19 protein-coding genes are annotated in these 20,304 nt (G+C 71.4%); 8 read left to right on the forward strand and 11 right to left on the reverse strand.

Going from position 1 to position 20,304, the window contains the following annotated elements; translation table 11 throughout:
• The 3 genes from wrbA to ACFW9Z_RS12880 all read right to left on the reverse strand — a co-directional run bounded on the left by wrbA (nucleotide 1) and on the right by ACFW9Z_RS12880 (nucleotide 2,509).
• Nucleotides 1-624 (reverse strand): NAD(P)H:quinone oxidoreductase, encoded by a 624-nt coding sequence (gene wrbA, locus ACFW9Z_RS12870; RefSeq protein WP_384638681.1) that lies wholly within the window; start codon nucleotides 622-624, stop codon nucleotides 1-3.
• Nucleotides 625-773: 149 nt separating this feature from the next.
• Nucleotides 774-2,072: an ion channel protein gene (locus ACFW9Z_RS12875; protein ID WP_384638684.1), complete on the reverse strand. Its 1,299-nt coding sequence runs from the start codon at nucleotides 2,070-2,072 to the stop codon at nucleotides 774-776.
• Between the two features lie 71 nt (nucleotides 2,073-2,143).
• The gene (locus ACFW9Z_RS12880; protein ID WP_384638686.1) at nucleotides 2,144-2,509 is read right to left on the reverse strand and encodes a YbjQ family protein; all 366 of its coding nucleotides are present in this window, start codon (nucleotides 2,507-2,509) and stop codon (nucleotides 2,144-2,146) included.
• Nucleotides 2,510-2,659: 150 nt separating this feature from the next.
• Between ACFW9Z_RS12880 and ACFW9Z_RS12885 the strand changes: the two genes are divergently transcribed.
• Nucleotides 2,660-3,370 (forward strand): DedA family protein, encoded by a 711-nt coding sequence (locus ACFW9Z_RS12885; protein WP_084747152.1) that lies wholly within the window; start codon nucleotides 2,660-2,662, stop codon nucleotides 3,368-3,370.
• Between the two features lie 149 nt (nucleotides 3,371-3,519).
• Here ACFW9Z_RS12885 and ACFW9Z_RS12890 read toward each other — a convergent pair whose 3' ends face one another.
• Both ACFW9Z_RS12890 and ACFW9Z_RS12895 read right to left on the reverse strand, forming a co-directional pair.
• Complete coding sequence (locus ACFW9Z_RS12890) at nucleotides 3,520-5,223, reverse strand: threonine/serine exporter ThrE family protein (protein ID WP_384638689.1); 1,704 nt, start codon at nucleotides 5,221-5,223, stop codon at nucleotides 3,520-3,522.
• A gap of 176 nt (nucleotides 5,224-5,399) precedes the next feature.
• Complete coding sequence (locus ACFW9Z_RS12895) at nucleotides 5,400-5,894, reverse strand: inorganic diphosphatase (protein WP_366391794.1); 495 nt, start codon at nucleotides 5,892-5,894, stop codon at nucleotides 5,400-5,402.
• Nucleotides 5,895-5,980: 86 nt separating this feature from the next.
• Here ACFW9Z_RS12895 and dacB point away from each other — a divergent pair, with 86 nt between their 5' ends.
• The 6 genes from dacB (at nucleotide 5,981) to folE (ending at nucleotide 13,714) form a co-directional block, all read left to right on the forward strand.
• Complete coding sequence (gene dacB, locus ACFW9Z_RS12900; RefSeq protein WP_384638692.1) at nucleotides 5,981-7,477, forward strand: D-alanyl-D-alanine carboxypeptidase/D-alanyl-D-alanine-endopeptidase; 1,497 nt, start codon at nucleotides 5,981-5,983, stop codon at nucleotides 7,475-7,477.
• 73 nt (nucleotides 7,478-7,550) lie between these two features.
• Nucleotides 7,551-8,729: a zinc-dependent metalloprotease gene (locus ACFW9Z_RS12905; protein ID WP_384638694.1), complete on the forward strand. Its 1,179-nt coding sequence runs from the start codon at nucleotides 7,551-7,553 to the stop codon at nucleotides 8,727-8,729.
• 187 nt (nucleotides 8,730-8,916) lie between these two features.
• Nucleotides 8,917-10,062 carry a tRNA lysidine(34) synthetase TilS gene (tilS, locus tag ACFW9Z_RS12910; protein ID WP_384638697.1) on the forward strand — a complete coding sequence of 382 codons (1,146 nt, stop codon included), beginning with the start codon at nucleotides 8,917-8,919 and terminating at the stop codon, nucleotides 10,060-10,062.
• A gap of 99 nt (nucleotides 10,063-10,161) precedes the next feature.
• Nucleotides 10,162-10,701 carry a hypoxanthine phosphoribosyltransferase gene (gene hpt / locus ACFW9Z_RS12915; RefSeq protein WP_384638852.1) on the forward strand — a complete coding sequence of 180 codons (540 nt, stop codon included), beginning with the start codon at nucleotides 10,162-10,164 and terminating at the stop codon, nucleotides 10,699-10,701.
• A 173-nt stretch (nucleotides 10,702-10,874) separates the two neighbouring features.
• Entirely contained in the window at nucleotides 10,875-12,935 is a 2,061-nt protein-coding gene (gene ftsH / locus ACFW9Z_RS12920) for an ATP-dependent zinc metalloprotease FtsH (protein ID WP_384638700.1), read from the forward strand.
• A gap of 173 nt (nucleotides 12,936-13,108) precedes the next feature.
• Nucleotides 13,109-13,714, forward strand: coding sequence for a GTP cyclohydrolase I FolE (gene folE / locus ACFW9Z_RS12925; protein ID WP_084747146.1), 606 nt, complete (start codon nucleotides 13,109-13,111; stop codon nucleotides 13,712-13,714).
• A 43-nt stretch (nucleotides 13,715-13,757) separates the two neighbouring features.
• Here the strand turns inward: folE and ACFW9Z_RS12930 are convergent, their stop codons facing one another.
• From ACFW9Z_RS12930 to folB, 3 genes are all read right to left on the reverse strand, one after another.
• Nucleotides 13,758-14,246 carry a DUF3180 domain-containing protein gene (locus ACFW9Z_RS12930; RefSeq protein WP_384638704.1) on the reverse strand — a complete coding sequence of 163 codons (489 nt, stop codon included), beginning with the start codon at nucleotides 14,244-14,246 and terminating at the stop codon, nucleotides 13,758-13,760.
• A gap of 134 nt (nucleotides 14,247-14,380) precedes the next feature.
• On the reverse strand, nucleotides 14,381-14,992 hold the full coding sequence (folK, locus tag ACFW9Z_RS12935; protein ID WP_384638707.1) for a 2-amino-4-hydroxy-6-hydroxymethyldihydropteridine diphosphokinase: 612 nt from the start codon (nucleotides 14,990-14,992) through the stop codon (nucleotides 14,381-14,383).
• On the reverse strand, nucleotides 14,989-15,348 hold the full coding sequence (folB, locus tag ACFW9Z_RS12940) for a dihydroneopterin aldolase (RefSeq protein WP_093690373.1): 360 nt from the start codon (nucleotides 15,346-15,348) through the stop codon (nucleotides 14,989-14,991). The genes folK and folB overlap by 4 nt, the downstream gene beginning before the upstream one ends.
• Before the next feature lie 271 nt (nucleotides 15,349-15,619).
• Here folB and ACFW9Z_RS12945 point away from each other — a divergent pair, with 271 nt between their 5' ends.
• Nucleotides 15,620-17,086 (forward strand): hypothetical protein, encoded by a 1,467-nt coding sequence (locus ACFW9Z_RS12945; protein WP_384638710.1) that lies wholly within the window; start codon nucleotides 15,620-15,622, stop codon nucleotides 17,084-17,086.
• Nucleotides 17,087-17,105: 19 nt separating this feature from the next.
• On the opposite strand, the gene ACFW9Z_RS12950 is transcribed toward ACFW9Z_RS12945, so the two are convergent.
• From ACFW9Z_RS12950 to ACFW9Z_RS12960, 3 genes are all read right to left on the reverse strand, one after another.
• The gene (locus ACFW9Z_RS12950) at nucleotides 17,106-17,582 is read right to left on the reverse strand and encodes a nuclear transport factor 2 family protein (protein ID WP_384638713.1); all 477 of its coding nucleotides are present in this window, start codon (nucleotides 17,580-17,582) and stop codon (nucleotides 17,106-17,108) included.
• Nucleotides 17,579-18,376 (reverse strand): dihydropteroate synthase, encoded by a 798-nt coding sequence (gene folP, locus ACFW9Z_RS12955; RefSeq protein WP_384638855.1) that lies wholly within the window; start codon nucleotides 18,374-18,376, stop codon nucleotides 17,579-17,581. The genes ACFW9Z_RS12950 and folP overlap by 4 nt, the downstream gene beginning before the upstream one ends.
• A gap of 94 nt (nucleotides 18,377-18,470) precedes the next feature.
• Entirely contained in the window at nucleotides 18,471-20,300 is a 1,830-nt protein-coding gene (locus tag ACFW9Z_RS12960) for a phosphatidylglycerol lysyltransferase domain-containing protein (RefSeq protein WP_384638716.1), read from the reverse strand.
• Nucleotides 20,301-20,304: the final 4 nt, after the last annotated feature.

The raw sequence follows: 20,304 nt of genomic DNA on the forward strand, positions 1-20,304 counted from the left end.
TCAGCTCTCGGCGGCGAGCCCGGCCTTCAGGGCCCGGGTGAACTTCACGACGCGCTCGGCCTGCACCCGGGCGGCGGTCAGCGTCACCTCGCTGACCGGGATGTCGCCCTGCCCGGACACGTGCGAGGTGCCGTACGGGTTGCCGTCGACGAACTTCGAGGGGTCGGTGTACCCGGGGGCGACGAGGATGCCGCCGAAGTGGTGGATCGTGTTGTAGAGCGCGAGCAGCGTGGACTCCTGGCCGCCATGGGCGGTGGAGCTGGCGGTGAAGCCGCTGTAGACCTTGTCGGCCAGCTGCCCGGACTGCCAGAGTCCGCCGAGGGTGTCGATGAACTGCTTGAGCTGCGCGGTGACGTTCCCGTACCGGGTCGGTGAACCGAAGATCACCGCGTCCGCCCAGACCATGTCGTCCGGCGACACCTCGGGGATGGAAGCGGTCGCCTTCGCGTTGGCGGCCCACGCCGGGTTGGAGTCGATGGCCGCCTGCGGGGCGAGCTCGGCCGCCTTGCGCAGCCGCACCCGCGCCCCGGCCCGCTCCGCGTCCTCGGCGATGGCCTTGGCGATCGTGGCGACCGTGCCGGTGGACGAGTAGTAGATGACGGCGACGTTGACGGGCGTGGACATGCGGGAACCTCCGTCGGGACAGCATCAGCATCAGCAGCGGGGCGAAAAGGTGCCTATCGCCACGAAGGCGACGATACGGATGTTCGTGGCGTCCGGCGCGTCGGGCGGAGCCACCTCCCTACTCGTACGCGTACGGAGGTGGCTCCGCCTCACCGCAGCGCCTTGCCCTCCCCGTCCAGCTGCATCTGGGGCCGCCCGGTCACCAGCAGCCAGGCGGGCAGGGTGGCGGCGCAGAGCAGCGGCAGTACGGAGGCGTCGCTGACCAGCACCGCCGCCGTGAACAGGCTCACCCAGCCCTGCCGGGTCACGGCGAGCAGCACGCCCAGGACCGCGCAGGAGACCGCGAGCGCCGGCGGTACGGCGTCGACCAGGGCGTGGGCGCACAGCCCGAGCGCCACCCCCGCGAAGACCGCCGGGAAGATCCGCCCGCCCCGGAATCCGCAGGTCGCCGCGATGACCAGGGCGGCCATCTTCACCACCGCCATCACCGCGAACTCCCCGGCCGTCCACCCGTCCGGGTCCCCGGCGATCTCCTTCACCTCGTCCAGCCCCTTGAAGAGGGTCAGATGGCCGCCCAGCGCCCCGAGCAGCCCCAGCACCAGCCCGCCGAGCGTCAGCGCGAGCACGGGGTGGCGCAGGGCGCGGAAGGCCCGGTGCGCCACCGGGAACGCGTACACCGCCAGCAGACCGAGGAGCGCGCCCGCCGAGGCGATCAGCAGGGCGGCGAGCAGATCGCCCCAGTGCGGCCCGGAGTAGGAAGGGAGCGAGAGGTCGAAGCTGGGCTCCGCGATGAGCGACATGGTGAGCGCCCCCGCCGTACCGGCCGCGAGCGGGGCGAACAGCCGGTCCCAGAACGCCCCGGGGCCCGGTTGCCCGGCCAGCGTCTCGGAGAGGATCAGCGCGGCGGCGATCGGGGTGCCGAAGAGGGCGCCGATCGTCCCGGCGGCGGCGAGCGCCACCCACAGCTCGGCCGGTGCGCCGGGGGCCGCCCGTCGGCCGAGCCAGTAGGCGAGCGCGACGTTGGCGGCGGTGATCGGGTTCTCCGGCCCGAGGCTCACCCCGCCCGCCAGCGCCAGCGCGGTCACCAGGAGCAGCCCGGGAACGACGCCCGGCCGCATCGGCGCGTCCACCAGCCCGGTGGTGGCCGGGTCGGGCCCGCCGTGCCCGGGGACGGCCCGCAGGACCAGGCCCACCGCCAGACCGGTCGCGGTGAGCATGACGATCATCCAGAGCGAGGAGAACCCGCCGACGCCGAGCGCGTCGGGCAGGGTCTCCCAGAGCACGTCCTGGAGCCGCTCGGCCAGGAGGCTGACCCCGAGCAGGACCAGCGCGCAGACCACACCGACGACGATCGCGGGCAGCACGAGCGGCAGCAGCCGACGGGCCGGGGTGGAGGCGGGGTGCGGGGGAGTGGGGGACGGGGGTGCGGGGGGTTCGGGGGCAGCCACCCGGCCACCATAGATTCGCAAGGTTCGCTAATCAGGCATAACGCCCCATTGGTGGTCCGGATGGTGCCGCGTCACACCTTCCGGATCACCGCCGCCGTCCCGTACGCGCAGACCTCCGTTCCCACGTCCGCCGCCTCCGTGACGTCGAACCGCATCATCAGGACCGCGTTGGCGCCCCGCGCCCTGGCCTGCTCCACGAGCCGTTCCATCGCCTGGTTGCGGGTCTCCACCAGGGTCTTGGTCAGCCCCTTCAGCTCGCCGCCGATCATCGACTTCAGCCCGGCGCCGATCTGGCTCCCGAGGTGGCGCGACCGCACGGTCAGCCCGAAGACCTCGCCGATGACTTGCGTCACCTCGTAGCCCGGTACGTCATTGGTGGTGACGACCAGCACGTCCGCCTGGGCGGTCTGGCCGCCGCCGAATTCCTCAATGCCCATGTTTGTGGCACCTCCTGGGGTCAGCCTCGTCCCGTTCGCCTGGATGCGCATTCCCGCTGTGCGCCACTGGAACCAAGGGCGTTCACCGGGCGTTGGTAGCTTGGGTTGCTACGCAGCCCCATCGCACACATCATCCTGGAGCCCGGACCCTTGAATACGCTTGCGCTCGGCCCGAGCTGGCTGGACCCGGACTATCTGCTCAACACGTTCGGCCTTCCCGGCCTTCTTCTCATCGTCTTCGCCGAGTCCGGACTCCTGATCGGCTTCTTCCTGCCCGGCGACTCCCTGCTGTTCACCACGGGGCTGCTGATCACCACAGGACAGCTGAAGTACCCGCTCTGGCTCGTCTGCACCCTCATCGCCATCGCCGCGATCGTCGGCGACCAGGTGGGCTACCTCTTCGGCCGCAAGGTCGGCCCCTCCCTCTTCAAGCGCCCCGACTCCCGTCTCTTCAAGCAGGAGAACGTGGAGAAGGCCCACATCTTCTTCGAGAAGCACGGGCCGAAGTCGCTGGTCCTGGCGCGGTTCGTGCCCATCGTGCGGACCTTCACACCGATCATCGCGGGCGTCAGCCGGATGAACTACCGCCTGTTCGTGATCTACAACATCGTGGGCGCGCTGCTCTGGGGCGTGGGCGTCACCGTGCTCGGCGCGATGCTCGGCAAGATCGCCTTCGTGCACGAGCACATCGAGAAGATCCTCATCCTGATCGTGCTGCTCTCCGTGATGCCGATCGTGGTCGAGGTCCTGAAGGCCCGCAGCCAGAACAAGAAGGCCGCCGCCGCGGCGCGGGACAACCCCGACGGCACGGCCCCCCCGGCCCCTCCGGCCACCGGCCGAGGCCGCCACGCCAAGCGCTGACTCCTTCCCGTACGTACGCGTACGAAGGCGCCCCTCCCCGCAGGCCCGGGGAGGGGCGCCTTCCGTTCAGGCGTACGGCGGGGGGCCTCAGAACCCGCCCGTCCGTACGGCAGGGGCCCCAGCCCCCCGGGGGCCGTACGACAGGGGCCTCAGAACCCCCGCGTCCGCTTCGCCGCCCGGCGGCTCGCCCCGCCGACCGCGCCCGGCACCCGCATGAACAGCCGCGAGATCTCGCTTCCCAGGTTCACCCCGATCGCGATGGCCAGCGCGGTCGCGACCGCCGTCGACAGCGAGGTCAGCCCCCGGGTCACCTCGTTCTGGGCCACACCCAGCAGACCGAAGTACGTCGCCGAACCGGGCAGCAGCGGACCGATCGCCGCCGTGATGAACGGCAGCGAGGACGTGTACCGGTAGCGCGAGAACAACTGCCCGAACAGACCCACCAGACCGGCCGCCACCGCCGTCGCCGCGACCGGCGAGATGTCCCCGGTCCGGGCCATCGCCCCGAAGACGATCCACGCGACCCCGCCGTTCAGGGTGACCGCCAGCACGGTGGACCGTTCCTGCTGGAGCAGGACCGCGAAGGCCAGGCTCAGCGCCATCGACGCCAGGATCTGGAGCACCGGCCGGTCGTTGGGCACGAACTGCGCCTCGGGGTTGAGCTGGGCCCCCAGCTGGACGCCCAGGTAGAGGACGATCAGCACGCCCGCCACGATCCCGATGAAGAAGTACATGACTTCGAGCAGCCGGGCCGAGGCGGTGATGTAGTAGCCGGTCAGCCCGTCCTGCACCCCCGCCACCAGCGCCCGCCCCGGCAGCAGCGCGAAGAGCCCACCGGTGATCACCGCGGACGGGCGGATGTCCGTCGAGTGGGTCAGCGTCAGCGCCACCCCCATCGCGGCGGGCGGCATCGCGGCCACCGTGAACTGGTAGAACTCCGGCAGCCCGCGCCCGGCACAGAGCCACGCCAGCCGGTCGCCGAGCATCGCGCCCGCCGCCGCCACGATGAAGACCAGCACCCCGCCGCCGACCAGCACGGAGGCCGAACCGGCCAGCAGCCCGGCGGCCGCCGTCAGCACCCAGCCCGGGTACGGGTGCCGGTTCCTGCGGATCTCCGCCAGCCGCCGGTAGGCCTCCTCCAGGGAGACCTCGGTGTCCTCGCTGGTGATGTCGTCGACCAGCCGGAAGACCGCCGCCAGCCGGGTGTAGTCGGTGCCCCGGCGGCGTACGGTACGGCTCGCCGTCACCGGGTCGTCGACCAGCGAGGGCTGGTGCGAGATCGACAGCAGCGTGAACGTGACCGTCGGCTCGCTGCGGTCCAGACCGTACGAACGCGTCACCGCGAACATCGCCGCCTCGACGTCCTCGGCGCCCTCGCCGCCCGCCAGCAGCAGCTCCCCGATACGCAGCGTCAGGTCCAGCACGCGCGGTACGGCGGGGCCCGTGTCGTCATCGGTGCGCTGGATGGCCTCCGTGGCCGGGCGCTCGGTCACCGGCATCCGCAGCATCGTGCGCATCCGGTCCTGCCAGGGCGCCTCCTTGGTCAGCCTGACCATCGGAATGCCCTGCGCCGGGGTGAACGCGGGCGGCGCCTGCTGGGCGTTGTACGTGCTCGGCGGGGTGAAAGCGGAACTCAGCGTCTCCGCGTTCGAGCCGCCCCCGGAACCGCCGCCGGACCCCTGCGGACCGCCCGCCTCGGGGTGCACCCCGGTCGGCAGCGCGAACTCCGACGTCGGATGGTCCTCCTCGGGCGGCGACTGCGGCTGACTCGTCCCGGCAGGCGGGGCGAAAGCGCTCCGTGCCTCGTCGGACTGGGGCTTCTGGTCCTCCGGACCGCCCGATTCCGCCACCACTCGACCTCGTTCCTCCTCGGCTGCTTCTCCGGGCGCACGTGTGCCCAGTATGGCCACGGACATGGCCGCCGCATGACGAACGGGTGCGCACAGCGGAACGGGCGGCACACCCGCGAAGGTGTGCCGCCCGTTCCCGTACCGCCGCCCGGCTCACAAACGGAACCGGAGGAGGAACGTCAGTGCTTGTTGCCCTGGGCCTCAAGACGCTTGTACGAGGCCTCGATCTCGGCCTCCGCCTCGGTACGGCCGACCCAGTCGGCGCCCTCGACGGACTTGCCCGGCTCCAGGTCCTTGTAGACCTCGAAGAAGTGCTGGATCTCCAGGCGGTCGAACTCCGACACGTGGTGGATGTCGCGCAGGTGCTCCACGCGCGGGTCCGACGCCGGGACGCACAGCAGCTTGTCGTCGCCGCCGGCCTCGTCCGTCATCCGGAACATGCCGATGGCACGGCACTTGATGAGGCAGCCGGGGAAGGTCGGCTCGTCCAGGATGACCAGCGCGTCCAGCGGGTCGCCGTCCTCGCCGAGGGTGTTCTCGACGAATCCGTAGTCCGCCGGGTAGCTGGTCGAGGTGAAGAGTCGACGGTCCAGGCGGATCCGACCGGTCTCGTGGTCCACCTCGTACTTGTTCCGCGAACCCTTCGGGATCTCGATGGTGACGTCGAACTCCACGGGTGGCTCCTCCATGATCAACACATACGACTGGTGGTTAAGTGTCCCCCACGCAGAAGAGTGCTCGCGAAAGGGGCTGGTCAACGGTGGCCGAGCCGGTGGAAGAACCGTCCAACCGCCCGTCGGACCCGTGGGGCCGGATCAGGAACCTGACGCGCAAGCGCAACGGTTCCCCCACCTGGCAGCTCGTCGCAGGCTCCGCCGTGCTCGGCCTGGTCGTGGCCACCGGCGCCGTCCTCGCCGCCGGTCCCTGGGACAACGGTCAGCGTAAGGCCGAGCGGCAGCTCGCAGCCGCCGCGGACCGCACAGGTGGCGCACATCACGGTCGTACGCTGCCGGGCGCCCCGGAACCGGCCCCCAGCGCCCCCGCCGTCCTGGGCGCCCTCGACCCCGCCCACGCCCGTTCGGCCCCCCAGGACCCGGCGAGCCTGCGCACCGCCCTCGCCCCGCTCATCGGCGCCCCCGAACTCGGCACCCGGACCACCGCCTCCGTCATTGACACGGCCACCGGCAAGCAGCTGTACGGGCGCGCCCCCGCCACCCCGATGACCCCGGCCTCCACCATCAAGATCGCCACCGTCGTCGCCGCGCTCTCCGCCCTCGGCCCCGACCACCGCATCGCCACCACCGTCCGGCTCTCCGAGGACGCGCGCACCCTCACCCTCGTCGGCGGCGGCGACCCCACCCTGAGCCCGGCCGCCCTGAAGTCCCTGGCCGCCTCCGCCGCCAAGACCCTGCGCGAGGACGGCGAGGACGGCGAGGGCCCCGTACGGCTCACGTACGACACCTCCCGCTACACCGGCCCCGTGCTCCACCCGATCAGCCCCAACACCAACATCGCCCCCGTCACCGCCCTGATGGTCAACGAGGGGCGCCTCGACGACACGGACCGGGGCCCCGCCGACCGCAGCGAGGACCCGGCGGGCGACGCCGCCCGCGCCTTCGCCGCCGAGCTGGAGAAGGCGGGCGTCACGGTCGACGGCAGGCCCCGCCACGCCCGCGCCGCCGCCGAGGCCCGTACGGTCGCCACCCACCACTCCGCCCCGCTCTCCGCACTCGTCGAGCGCACCCTCACCAACAGCGACAACGACATCGCCGAGGCCCTCGCCCGGCAGACCGCCATCGCCAAGGGGGAGAGCGCCGACTTCGCCGGGGCCCGCCGCGCCGTCACCGCCGAACTCAGGAAGCTCCAGATCCCCACCGAGGGCGCCCACCTCGCCGACGGCAGCGGACTCGACCGCGAGGGCAAGGTCACCGCCGCCCTCCTCACCACCCTCCTCGCCCGCGCCGCCGACCCCGAGCGGCCCGGCCTGCGCCACGCCCTCACGGGCCTCCCCGTCGCGGGCTTCAGCGGCACCCTCAGCACCCGCTACCAGGACGCCCCCGGCGCCGCCGGTCTGATCCGCGCCAAGACCGGCACCCTGAGCCGCGTCAACTCCCTGGCCGGAACCGTCGTCGACCCCCAGGGCCGGCTGCTCGCCTTCGCCTTCCTCGCCTCCGGCTCCGACCTGGCGGCCACGGCCGAACCCGCCCTCGACGCCCTGGCCGCCGCACTCGTCGGCGAGGGCGGCCGGGAGGGCTGAGGGACGGCAACCGGCACCCGAAGAGCCGCCCAACACCCCACCACCGGGCGAGTCGCTCACGTACGGTTGACGCATGACGAGCATCGGTGGTGCAGAGATGGTCGACTGGAACCTCGCGGTCGCGACCGCGACCCGACTGGTACGGCCCGGGCCCGAGATCAGCCGCGAGGACGCCCGAGCCGTCGTCGCGGAGCTCCGGCGGCACGCCAAGGCCTCGGAGGAGCACGTCCGCCTCTTCACCCGGATGATCCCGGAGGGGACCGAACCGGAGGACACCCCGGTCCTGGTCGTCGACCGGGCCGGCTGGATCAGGGCCAACGTGGCGGGCTTCCGCGAACTGCTCCGCCCGCTGCTGGCCAAGATGGAGGGGCGCCGCCCCGGCGGACCCGGCGGTGCCGTGCTCGGCGCGGTCGGCGGCAAGGTCACCGGCGTCGAGCTGGGCCTGCTGCTCTCGTTCCTCGCCTCCCGGATCCTCGGCCAGTACGAGACGTTCGCCCCCGCCTCCCTTCCCCAAGCTCTCAACTCCGTTCGAGCAGGGGAGGCCCCACCTCTCCCCACCTCCCCGAACGGCGGCGGGCAGCTTCTCCTGGTCGCCCCGAACATCGTCCACGTGGAGCGGGAGCTCGACGTCGACCCGCACGACTTCCGGCTCTGGGTCGCCCTCCACGAGGAGACCCACCGCACCCAGTTCACCGGCGTCCCCTGGCTCCGTGACCACCTCCAGGGCGAGATCCAGACGTTCCTGGACGAGACCGAGGTCGACCCGATGACCTTCCTGGAGCGGCTGCGCGAGGCCGCCCAGTCGCTCTCCGGCGCCGGGCGCCCCGAGGGCGAGCGCGGTGACGAGGACGGCAAACGCAGCCTCGTCGACGTCGTCCAGACACCCGCCCAGCGCGAGGTGCTCGGCCGGCTCACCGCCGTGATGTCCCTCCTCGAAGGCCACGCGGACTTCGTGATGGACGGCGTCGGCCCCGAGGTCGTCGGTTCCGTCGGCGAGATCCGGGAGAAGTTCCAGAAGCGCCGGGCCCAGGGCGCCGGCCGCCTCGACCAGGCGCTCCGCAAGCTGCTCGGCCTGGACGCCAAGCTCCGGCAGTACAAGGACGGCGAGAAGTTCGTACGATCGGTCGTCGAAGAGGTCGGCATGGACGGGTTCAACCGCGTGTGGACCTCGCCCAACACCCTCCCGACCAAGGCGGAGATCGCCAAACCCGCGGAGTGGGTCGCAAGGGTGCACCGCAAGGCGGAATCATGACTCGTTTCCGGGCCACGTCCGGGAATCTGCCCTCCAATCACCCATCCGAGGGACCATGAGGGCATGGGAAGGCGTGCAATGCTCGATGAACAGCTTGCCTCTGTCACCATCGACGCACTCTGAGTGACGGGACTCACGCGTTCCGGCGCTCGACGCTCCTCCCGAATCTCCACGAAGGGCACCGGACATGGGTCCCCATCCTGCGGTCGCGGCGATACGCCTGGCGGTCCGCCGCGTACTCCACGACGTCCTCACCGAATCCCACCGGCACGACGTCCACACCGAATCCCGATCCCACCGGCACCACGGCCACGACCGGCCCGCCGAAGAGGCCCGGCGCACCGCGCCCGCCCCCCTCTCCCGCTACGCCGAGTCCGGCACCGCGGGAAGCCCCCGCGCCGTCCTCCCCGACCGGCCCGCGGCCCCCCTCGTCCTCGTCGCCTGCTCCGGCGGCGCCGACTCCATGGCGCTCGCCTCGGCCCTCGCCTTCGAGGCGCGCAAGCTCGGCGTCCGGGCCGGCGGGATCACCGTCGACCACAACCTCCAGCCGGGATCCGGCCTCCGCGCCGCCGAGGTCGTCACCCGGCTCGCCGCCATGGACCTCGACCCCGTCGAGGCCGTCGCCGTGCACGTCGGACGCGAGGGCGGCCCCGAGGCCGCCGCCCGCGACGCCCGCTACGCCGCGCTGGATGCCGCCGCCGAACGCCACGGCGCCGCCGCCGTACTGCTCGGCCACACCCGCGACGACCAGGCCGAGACCGTCCTCCTCGGCCTCGCCCGCGGCTCCGGCATCCGCTCGCTCTCCGGCATGGCCGCCGCCTCGGGACCGGCCGGACGCTACCGCCGCCCCTTCCTCCAGCTCGACCGCCAGACCGTCCGCAAGGCGTGCCTGGTCCAGTCGATCCCCGTCTGGGACGACCCGCACAACATCGACCCCGCCTACACTCGCTCCCGGCTCCGCCACGAGGGGCTGCCCGCCCTGGAGAAGGCGCTCGGCAAGGGCGTCGTCGAAGCCCTCGCCCGGACGGCCCAGCTCTCCCGCGACGACGCCGACGCCCTGGACACCTGGGCCGCCCAGGCGGAGCTCGCCGTACGGGACGACACCGGGCAGCTGGAGTGCGCCAAGCTCTACGTCCTGCCCCCCGCCGTACGCCGCCGGGTGCTGCGCCGGGCCGCCATCGAGGCCGGGGCGCCCGCCGGTTCCCTCTTCGCCCGCCACCTCGAAGAAGTCGACCGCCTGATCACCGGCTGGCGCGGCCAGCGGGCCATCAACCTGCCCGGCCGCGTCGAGGCCCGACGGCAGGGTGGCAGACTGGTCATTCGGCAGAGCTGACGCGCAAGCGGCTGAAACGCAGGCGAACAGCCGGGCCGGGCCCGGGGCGCACCCCGGGCCCGGCAGGCAGAGAAAGAGACGTGGGTGAACGAGAAGGACATGGGTACCGACCTTCAGTCGGTGCTCCTCACCAAGGAAGAGATCGACGCGAAGCTCGTCGAGCTGGCCGCGAAGATCGACGCGGAGTACGCGGGCAAGGACCTGCTGCTCGTCGGCGTCCTCAAGGGCGCGGTGATGGTCATGGCGGACCTGGCCCGCGCGCTGTCCACCCCCGTCACGATGGACTGGATGGCCGTCTCCTCGTACGGGGCGGGCACCCAGTCCTCCGGTGTCGTCCGGATCCTCAAGGACCTGGACACCGACATCAAGGGCAAGCACGTCCTGATCGTCGAGGACATCATCGACTCCGGCCTGACCCTGTCGTGGCTGCTGTCCAACCTGGGCTCCCGGGAGCCGGCCTCCCTGGAGGTCTGCACCCTGCTGCGCAAGCCGGACGCCGCCAAGGTCGCGATCGACGTGAAGTGGATCGGCTTGGACATCCCCAACGAGTTCGTCGTCGGCTACGGGCTGGACTACGCGGAGAAGTACCGCAACCTCCCCTTCGTCGGCACGCTCGCCCCGCACGTCTACGGCGGCTGACACCCGGGGAACCCTCGCGGCCTTCGGGCCGTTGAAGCTTCGAAAGCGGGTTTCCCGGCCGCACACAGCGGCCGAGGGCGCCCCCACTGGGGTACCGTCCGAAGAACACTCTTTTCAAAGACAGCAGCATTTACCTACGGGCAGGAGGGACGGGGCGTCTTCGCTCCGTATGGATGGACGTGAAGCGATACTTCCGTGGGCCGGTCATGTGGATCGTGCTGGCCGTCCTCGCCGTGGTCGTGTTGATGCAGGTCGTCGGCTCGTCGGGCGGCCACAAGACGGTGGACACCGCCAAGGTGATCCAGGCGATCAGCAAGGACCAGGTGGAGCAGGCCAAGCTGACCACCGGTGACGAACAAATCATCAAGATCGAGCTGAAGAAGGGCCAGAAGCTCGCCGGGGAGTCCGGCAACAAGTTCCAGGCGAGCTACATCGGCAACCAGGGCGTCCAGCTCGCCGACACGCTCCAGGAGAAGTTCGAGGCGGGTGACATCGAGAAGGGTTACACCGTCTCGCCGTCGAAGCAGTCCCCGTTCATCTCGATCCTCCTCTCGCTGCTGCCCTTCGTCCTGATCGTGCTCGTCTTCCTGTTTCTGATGAACCAGATGCAGGGCGGCGGCTCCAAGGTCATGCAGTTCGGCAAGTCCAAGGCCAAGCTGATCACCAAGGACACCCCGAAGACGACCTTCGCCGATGTGGCGGGGTCCGAGGAGGCCGTCGAGGAGCTCCACGAGATCAAGGAGTTCCTCCAGGAGCCGGCGAAGTTCCAGGCCGTGGGCGCCAAGATCCCCAAGGGCGTCCTGCTCTACGGGCCGCCCGGTACGGGCAAGACGCTGCTCGCACGCGCCGTCGCCGGTGAGGCGGGCGTGCCGTTCTACTCGATCTCCGGTTCCGACTTCGTCGAGATGTTCGTCGGTGTCGGTGCCTCCCGCGTGCGTGACCTCTTCGAGCAGGCCAAGGCGAACGCCCCGGCGATCGTCTTCGTCGACGAGATCGACGCCGTCGGCCGGCACCGCGGTGCCGGTATGGGCGGCGGTCACGACGAGCGCGAGCAGACGCTCAACCAGCTGCTCGTCGAGATGGACGGGTTCGACGTGAAGGGCGGGGTCATCCTGATCGCCGCCACGAACCGCCCGGACATCCTCGACCCGGCCCTCCTGCGCCCGGGACGCTTCGACCGGCAGATCGCGGTCGACCGCCCCGACATGCAGGGCCGACTGGAGATCCTCAAGGTCCACCAGAAGGGCAAGCCGGTCGCGAAGGACGTCGATCTCGGCGCCGTCGCCCGCCGTACGCCCGGCTTCACCGGTGCCGACCTGTCGAACGTGCTGAACGAAGCCGCGCTCCTGACGGCGCGCAGCGACAAGAAGCTGATCGACAACGAGAGTCTCGACGAGGCCATCGACCGCGTCGTGGCGGGGCCGCAGAAGCGGACCCGGATCATGTCCGAGAAGGAGAAGAAGATCACCGCGTACCACGAGGGCGGACACGCCCTGGTCGCGGCGGCCTCTCCCCAGTCGGACCCGGTCCACAAGATCACGATCCTCTCCCGCGGCCGCGCCCTCGGTTACACGATGGTGCTCCCGGAGGAGGACAAGTACTCCACGACGCGCAACGAGATGCTCGACCAGCTGGCCTACATGCTGGGCGGGCGCGCGGCCGAGGAGCTGGTCTTCCACGACCCGACCACCGGCGCCGCCAACGACATCGAGAAGGCCACGGCGACGGCCCGCGCGATGGTCACGCAGTACGGCATGACCGAGCGGCTCGGCGCCATCAAGTTCGGCGGCGACAACACCGAGCCCTTCCTCGGCCGTGAGATGGGCCACCAGCGCGACTACTCGGAAGAGGTCGCGGCGCTCGTCGACGAAGAGGTCAAGAAGCTCATCGAGAGCGCGCACAACGACGCGTGGGAGATCCTCGTCGAGAACCGCGACATCCTCGACGCCCTCGTGCTCGAACTCCTGGAGAAGGAGACGCTGAACAAGGACGAGATCGCGGAGATCTTCGCCCCGATCGTCAAGCGTCCCGCCCGCCCGGCGTGGACCGGCTCCGCCCGGCGCACCCCGTCGACGCGGCCTCCGGTGCTCTCTCCCAAGGAGCTGGCCCTCACCAACGGCGCTTCCACCGCCAACGGCTCGGCCACCCCGCCGGAGATCGCCCCGAAGGCGGACCTCACGAAGGACATCGCTCCCTCCCCGGAGTCGATCCCCGAGGACCGCCCCGAGAGCTAGCCCCGTTCCAGCCCAGCTCCGCTGGCTGAGACCTCCGTCACGGAGGCCCCACCAGGCCCGGAATGGATGCCGCGCCCCCCCAGGTTTTAGCCTGTGGGGGCGCGGCTTTTCCGTATGCCTGCGATGTCCACGTGCGAACCGCGCACGGGGCAGCACAGAGGAACGAGGCACAGATGACCGACCCGGTGACGCTGGACGGCCAGGGATCGATCGGCGAATTCGACGAGAAGCGGGCCGAGGCGGCCGTACGCGAACTGCTCATCGCCGTCGGAGAGGACCCGGACCGCGAGGGCCTGAGGGAGACACCGGGACGGGTGGCGCGGGCGTACAAGGAGATATTCGCCGGTCTCTACCAGCAGCCCGAGGACGTTCTGACGACCACGTTCGACCTGGGCCACGACGAGATGGTGCTGGTCAAGGACATCGAGGTGTTCAGCACCTGTGAACATCATCTGGTGCCGTTCAGGGGCGTCGCACACGTCGGCTACATCCCGGCGTCCACCGGAAAGATCACCGGTCTGTCCAAGCTGGCACGGCTGGTGGACGTCTACGCCCGCCGCCCGCAGGTCCAGGAGCGACTGACCACCCAGATCGCCGAGTCCCTCATGGAGATCCTGGAGCCGCGCGGAGTCATCGTCGTCGTCGAGTGCGAGCACATGTGCATGTCCATGCGAGGCATCCGCAAGCCCGGCGCGAAGACCCTCACCTCGGCGGTCCGTGGCCAGCTCCGCGACCCCGCGACGCGCGCCGAGGCGATGAGCCTCATCATGGCCCGCTGACACTGTCCGGCCCCGGACCACGACGGCACGGCCCCGGCCCGCCCTACGCGGCCGCCGTGCCCGTGCCGTCGTCGTTGTCGTCGTCGGCGGGGAGCTTGCAGACGCGTTCCAGGAAGAAGGCGGCGGCGATGACGCCGATGCCCGCCACCACCGCCGCGCCTGCGTAGATGGCCTGGTCGCGGCGGGGCGGGATGTCGAGGTAGCCGAGGAGGAAGACGCCCGCGCCGCCGTACACGCCGGCGACCAGGGCCGTGACCAGGGCGCTCGCCTGGCCGAAGACGACCGCGCGGGCCGCCATCAGGGGCTCGACGCCCTTGGCGCCGGGGCGGCGCTCCCGCTGGGCGCGCAGGCGGGTGCGCAGGGAGAGCGCGGTCGCCAGGAGGATCACCGCGATCACGGCGAGCACGATCGACGCGGCCAGTGGGATGCTGGGGAGCGTGCCGAGGGAGTCCCAGAGGCGGGCGCCGCCCCAGGAGAGGACCCCGGCGGCGGTGAAGAGGCCCGCCAGTACCCCGAGCCGTAGTTGCTTCACCGCGTGAGCCGCCCTTCGTCGCCTGCGTTCCTGAGCCCGTGTGTTTCCGAGCCCGTGTGTTTCCGAGCTCGTACGGGCCCGAGCTCGCGTTGACGAGCCTCTGATCCTGAGCTCGTGCCCGTCGAGCCTAACGATTACTCCGGCAGGCGCAGTTCCAGGTCGGCGCGGGGCAGGATTCCCTCGCGTCCGACCCCGGCGAGCAGTTCGGCGACCGCTCCGGCGCCGGGGAGCTGGGCCTCGGGGTCCATGTCGTGCCAGGGGGCGAGGACGAAGGCCCGTTCGTGGGCGCGGGGGTGGGGGAGGGTGAGCACCGGGTCGTCGGAGAGGACGTCGGCGTACGCCACGATGTCGACGTCGATCGTGCGCGGGCCCCACCGCTCCTCGCGGACCCGCTCGAAGGCCTCCTCGACGGCCTGGCCGCGCTCCAGCAGGGAGGCCGGGGGCAGCGTGGTCTTCACGAGGATGACCGCGTTGAAGTACGAGGGCTGGCTGTCCGCCGCGACGCCCCAGGGCTCCGTCTCGTAGACCGGGGAGACGGCCTTGACCCGCAGGCCCGGGGTGTCCTCCAGCGCGTCGACGGCGCCCTGGAGGGTCTCCAGCCGGTTGCCCAGGTTGGAGCCGAGGGCGATCACGGCCATCTTGGGGTTGGAGAGGGTGGTGTCGGCGGCGTCCACCTGCTTGACGACGGCGGTGGGCACCGGCTGTACGGTCGGGTCGCTCTGCCCCTCGGTGGAAAACGCAGTCATGCTCGGCTCCGGGTGATGGTGATGGTCACGTCGTCGAAGGGGACGGTGATCGGCGCGTCCGGCTTGTGCACCACCACCTCGACCTCCTGGACACCTTCGTGCTTCAGGCACTGCTGGGCGATGCGTTCGGCGAGGGTCTCGATCAGGTCGACCGGCTCGCCCGTCACCACCTCGACGACCTCCTCGGCCACCACGCCGTAGTGCACGGTGCGGGCCAGGTCGTCGGTGGCTGCCGCGGGGCGGGTGTCGAGGCCGAGCACCAGGTCGACGATGAAGGTCTGGCCCTCTTCGCGCTCCCGGGGGAAGACGCCATGGTGCCCACGGGCCTTGAGGCCGCGCAGCGCGACACGATCCACGCGAATCACTCCTGCTGTCGTTGGTCGGAGAGACACCCGGCCGCGTGCGGGCGGTGGGGTGCCTCCTTCCGAATCTACCTGCGAGCACCGACACGGCTGCCCCGTGGGGGCCTTGGACGGGCCTCACAGGGGCTGATACCCGCCGGACGACCGGCGCAGCCGTGCGAGTGAACCCGTCTTCACCGCGCGTGCCGTGTGGGAGGCATACAGCAGTTCGGCCTGATGCCGACGGAGGCGCGCCGACGCGCCTCGGACACATGACGGAGGTCTGATGCATCGGAAATCCACGTCTCCCGGGCGGGGACGGCTGCTGGGCGCGGCCGTCGCTCTCGCGCTCGCGGTGACGGCGACGGGCGGCACCGCGGCCGCAGCACTGTCGGCCAGGGGCGGCACGCCCGCGCAGACGGCCCGTGCGGCGCTCGCGGACTGTCCGCCGAGCCCGCTGTGGGCCAACACCGGCGGGGCCACCCGTCAGCTCCTGCAGTACAGCCCCGAGGGGGATGTCCTGTCCTCCGCGACTCTGAACCGTAACTACGGCGACATCGCGTTCAGCCCGGACGGATCGACGCTGTACGGGGTCAACTTCCCCGGGAACGACATGACCACGCTCTACACCATCGACACCGTCACGGGCGCCGAGACCGCCTCGGTGCCGGTCACGGGTCCGCTCGACGACCTGAGGGTGTCGGAGGGGAACTCCGCGGTCAACGGTCTGACCGCGCGGGCGGACGGCATGTTGATCGCCGGTTCCTTCGAGTCCGAGCAGATCTTCCTGATCGACCCGGCCACCGGGGTGAGCAGCCTGTACCCCGCCTCGTTCCCCGCCGGTTTCGTCTCGGCCGGTGACTTCCTGACGCTCGACGACGGGGATGTCCTGGCCTTCTCCACGGTCGTGGGTTCGGCCACGGGCGATCCGTCGGCGGTCTTCCGTATCCACCCGGACGGCACCGTCACCCAGATCGGCACCGTGCCGCAGGTCTTCGGCGGGGCCCTCTCCGGCGGCAGTGTGTACGGCTTCGGCTCGAACGGGGACATCTACCGGCTCACCGACCTCCCGACGGAGGCCTCGACCGATCCGCTGCCCGTCACGGTCGTCGAGGCGACCGGCAACGGCTTCTACGGTGCGACGGCCGTGCAGGACGCCGGTGAGTGCCCCGAGCCCTCGTACACGGTCGAGAAGTCGGCCTCGTCCGCCGGGCCGGTGAACGCCGGCGACACCCTCACGTACACCGTGACCGTGACCAACACCAGCACGCTGACGGTCAACGGCGACTTCACCGACGATCTGGCCGGGGTCCTGGACGACGGCCAGGTGGTGCCCGGATCGGTCACCGCCTCCACCGGTACGGCCACGCTCAACGGCACCTCGCTGGAGTGGACCGGCGTCCTCGCGCCGGACGCCACCGAGACGGTGACCTACCAGGTACGGGTGGACTCCCCGGTCACCGGTGACGGGGTCCTGCGGAACACGGTCACTCCGACGTCCGAGGGCGGTACGTGTGTGGCGGAGGGCCGCTGCACGGTCGAGGTTCCCGTGGCGGAAGAGGACTGCGAGAAGCCCGGAGGCAAACCGCACAAGCCCCACAAGCCGCACAAGCCCCACGAGGCCCACAAGCCGCACGAGGCCCATAAGCCCTACACGGCCTTCAAGCCCTTCAAGCCACTCAACGGCGACCTCTTCGCCAAGAAGCCGCTGACCGTGCCCGGCGTTCCCGGCCTCCCGGCCTGGAACCGCTGAGCCTCCGCATCACCCGGCATCAGGAGGAGGACGGCTCCTCGTCGTCCTCCTCGCCGGTCTCGGCCAGGACGGGCGAGCCGTGGTGCGACCAGAGCTTCCACCCCTGCGGCGTGCGCCGGAACACGTTGGTGGCGACGACCAGCTGGCCCACCAGCGGGCCCAGCGCGTTGCCCTCCTCGGCGGGGCCGCCGCTGAGGATGTTCTCGGTGCAGGTGACCAGGGCGGTGTCGTCGGTCATCGAGACGTTGACGTCGGTCAGGAAGAACTGGATGTACTCGGTGTTCGCCATGATCAGCGCGTAGCTGCGCAGCACATCACCCCGGCCGGTGAGCACCGGCCACCCCGGGTGGACACAGGAGACGGTGAGGTCCTCGCCCGGCAGCCAGCGGCCGGAGAGGTCTTCGTAGTCGCCGCGCTCCAGGGCTTCGTAGAAGGCGGTGTTGGCCGCTTCGACCTCCGCGATGTCGGCGGCGGCCGACGCGTGGTCCTCGTTCACGCGGCTCCCTCGACGGCGCGGGCCACCCGTACCGCGTCGGCGCTGGCCCCCACCTCGTGGACGCGGACCGCCCAGGCCCCGGCCCGGGCGGCGAGGGCGGAGACGGCCGCCGTCGCCGCGTCCCGTTCGCGGGCGGGCGGCGGGGTGGCGCCGGGCCCGGCCAGCACATGGCCGAGGAAGCGTTTGCGGGAGGCGGCCACCAGCAGCGGGCGGCCCAGCGCGTGCAGCTCGTCCAGGTGCGCGACGAGGGCCAGGTCGTGGGGGGCCAGCTTCGCGAAGCCGAGGCCGGGGTCGATCACGACGCGTTCCGGGGCCACCCCGCCCGCGATCACCGCGTCCATCCGCTGCCGGAGCTCCGCGACGACCTCGGCGACCACGTCCTCGTACACCGCGCGGCTGTTCATCGACTCGCTGAAGCCGCGCCAGTGCATCACCACGAACGGCACCCCGGCGGCGGCGACGACCGGGATCATGCCCGGGTCCGCGAGGCCGCCGCTCACGTCGTTGACGAGGACGGCCCCGGCGGCGACGGCCTGTTCGGCGACGCGGGCGCGCATGGTGTCCACGGAGACGGTGACGCCCTCGGAGGCCAGCCCCTTCACGACGGGGATCACCCGCCGCAGCTCCTCGGACTCGTCCACCCTGCTGGCTCCGGGACGGGTCGACTCACCGCCGACGTCCACCAGGTCGGCGCCCTCGGAGACCAGGTCGAGGCCGTGCTTGACGGCCCCCGTGGTGTCGAACCAGCGGCCTCCGTCGGAGAAGGAGTCGGGCGTCACGTTGACGACCCCCATGACCGCGCAGCGGTCCCACTCCGGCAGCCCTCGGACCGTGCCCCGCGTGCGTGACGTACTCATACCACCAGCCTATGGGGTACGGGCGTGGCGCCTACGCCGCGCTCACCTCGCGCTCCGGGGCCGTGCGCAGCGTGTGGCCGCACGGGCGGGGGCCCCGGGAGCGGAACGGGCGGGGCAGGGAGAAGTTCACGAACCCCTCCGCCTGCATCGCCGCGATCCCGATGCGGGGCAGATCGCGGCTGGTGCGGAAGACCACGAAGCGGGGCTCCCAGCGGGGCTTGAACTTGGCGTTGAACTTGTACAGCGACTCGATCTGGAACCAGCGGGAGAGGAAGATCAGCAGCCCCCGCCAGCAGCGCAGCACCGGCCCGGCGCCCAGCCGCTCGCCCCGTGCCAGGGCCGAGCGGAACATGGCGAAGTTCAGCGAGACCCGGGTGACGCCGAGCTTCCCGGCCGCCTGGAGCGAGGCGACGATCAGCAGCTCGTTCATGCCGGGGTCGGCGGAGCGGTCGCGGCGCATCAGCTCCAGGGACATCCCGTCGCGCCCCCACGGTACGAAGTGGAGGACGGCCTTCAGGTCGCCGTGCGGGGAGTCCTCGGTGCCGGAGCCCGGCAGGTGGGCGGTGGCGATCACGCAGTCGCCGTCGGCGGGGTCGCCGATCCGGCCGAGCGCCATGGAGAAGCCGCGTTCGGTGTCGGTGCCGCGCCAGTCGGCGGCGGCCAGCCGGATGCGCTCCAGCTCGGTGGCGCCGATGTCACGTGCTCGCCGGACCCGGGTTTCGTAGCCGTTGCGTTCGATGCGCCCCACCATCTGACGTACGTTCCGCATGGCCCGCCCGGCGAGGGAGAAATCCGCGACGTCCACCACCGCCTCATCGCCCAGCTCCAGGGCGGTGAGCCCGGTCTCGCGGGTCCAGACCTCGCCGCCGCGCTCGCTGCACCCCATGACGGCGGGGGTCCAGGAGTGCGCCTTCGCCTCGTCCATGAACCGCTCGATGGCGCCCGGCCAGGCCTCCACGTCGCCGATGGGGTCGCCGCCGGCCAGCATCACCCCGGAGACGACCCGGTAGCAGACGGCGGCCTTGCCGCTGGGGGAGAAGACGACGGCCTTGTCGCGGCGGAGCGCGAAGTGGCCGAGCGAGTCGCGGCCGCCGTGCGTCTCCAGCAGCGCCCGCAGCCGGCTCTCGTCGTCCTCGGTGAGGCGGGCGGCCGGGTGCTCGGGGCGGAAGGCGAGGTAGATGGTGGTGACGGCGGTCAGCAGGCCGAGCGCGCCCAGTGAGTACGCCACGGTCCAGCTGGTCCGCCCGGCGTAGTCGACGGGCCCCTCGACGCCGAACAGGCCGTACAGCACGTGCTGGAGCCGGTCCGCGATGGACGGGTCGCCGACGACCCGGCCGGGGTGGACGGAGACGATGACCAGCCCGAGCGCCAGCGAAGAGGCCCCGAGCAGGACGAAGTTGGCCAGCGCCCGCCAGCGGCTGCGCGGGTCGGGCAGGGCGCGGAACTGGTCGCGGTGGCGGAGCAGGAGCGCGCAGAGCGTCAGGGAGACCAGGACGCCGACGATCGAGTGCCGGTACGCGAACTGCGCCACGGCCCCCGCCGGAAGCAGGACCACCGCCGCCCGCCAGGCCCGCCGTTTGTGCCGCTTCAGCCCGTGCGCGAGCAGGAGCAGTAGGACACCGGCGCTCAGCGAGAGCGCGGCGGCGAACGGGCCGAGCGCGCCGGGGAGCACCTCGGCGAGGGTGTGCATCCGGCTGTGCCGGAAGCGGGGGAAGACGCCTGCCGCGATGTCGATCAGCCCGACGACCGTGCAGGCGGTGCCGACGACGGCCGGTACGGCCTCGGGACGCGGGCCGCGCAGCAGCCGCCGCACCCGCTGCGGAACCGATACCGACTTATCCCCATCTACCGTGACAGACATCGCT

The organism is Streptomyces sp. NPDC059452, from assembly GCF_042750035.1.
In the GTDB taxonomy this organism is placed as follows: Bacteria; Actinomycetota; Actinomycetes; order Streptomycetales; family Streptomycetaceae; genus Streptomyces.

Bases quoted from the DNA above. Each gene is read 5' to 3' on its own strand.
- ACFW9Z_RS12960 (WP_384638716.1), bottom strand. From the start codon at position 20,300: ATGTCTGTCACGGTAGATGGGGATAAGTCGGTATCGGTTCCGCAGCGG.
- ftsH (WP_384638700.1), top strand. From the start codon at position 10,875: ATGGACGTGAAGCGATACTTCCGTGGGCCGGTCATGTGGATCGTGCTG.
- ACFW9Z_RS12945 (WP_384638710.1), top strand. From the start codon at position 15,620: ATGCATCGGAAATCCACGTCTCCCGGGCGGGGACGGCTGCTGGGCGCG.
- folE (WP_084747146.1), top strand. From the start codon at position 13,109: ATGACCGACCCGGTGACGCTGGACGGCCAGGGATCGATCGGCGAATTC.
- ACFW9Z_RS12905 (WP_384638694.1), top strand. From the start codon at position 7,551: ATGACGAGCATCGGTGGTGCAGAGATGGTCGACTGGAACCTCGCGGTC.
- hpt (WP_384638852.1), top strand. From the start codon at position 10,162: ATGGGTACCGACCTTCAGTCGGTGCTCCTCACCAAGGAAGAGATCGAC.
- folP (WP_384638855.1), bottom strand. From the start codon at position 18,376: ATGGGGGTCGTCAACGTGACGCCCGACTCCTTCTCCGACGGAGGCCGC.
- ACFW9Z_RS12880 (WP_384638686.1), bottom strand. From the start codon at position 2,509: ATGGGCATTGAGGAATTCGGCGGCGGCCAGACCGCCCAGGCGGACGTG.
- wrbA (WP_384638681.1), bottom strand. From the start codon at position 624: ATGTCCACGCCCGTCAACGTCGCCGTCATCTACTACTCGTCCACCGGC.
- folK (WP_384638707.1), bottom strand. From the start codon at position 14,992: ATGACTGCGTTTTCCACCGAGGGGCAGAGCGACCCGACCGTACAGCCG.
- tilS (WP_384638697.1), top strand. From the start codon at position 8,917: ATGGGTCCCCATCCTGCGGTCGCGGCGATACGCCTGGCGGTCCGCCGC.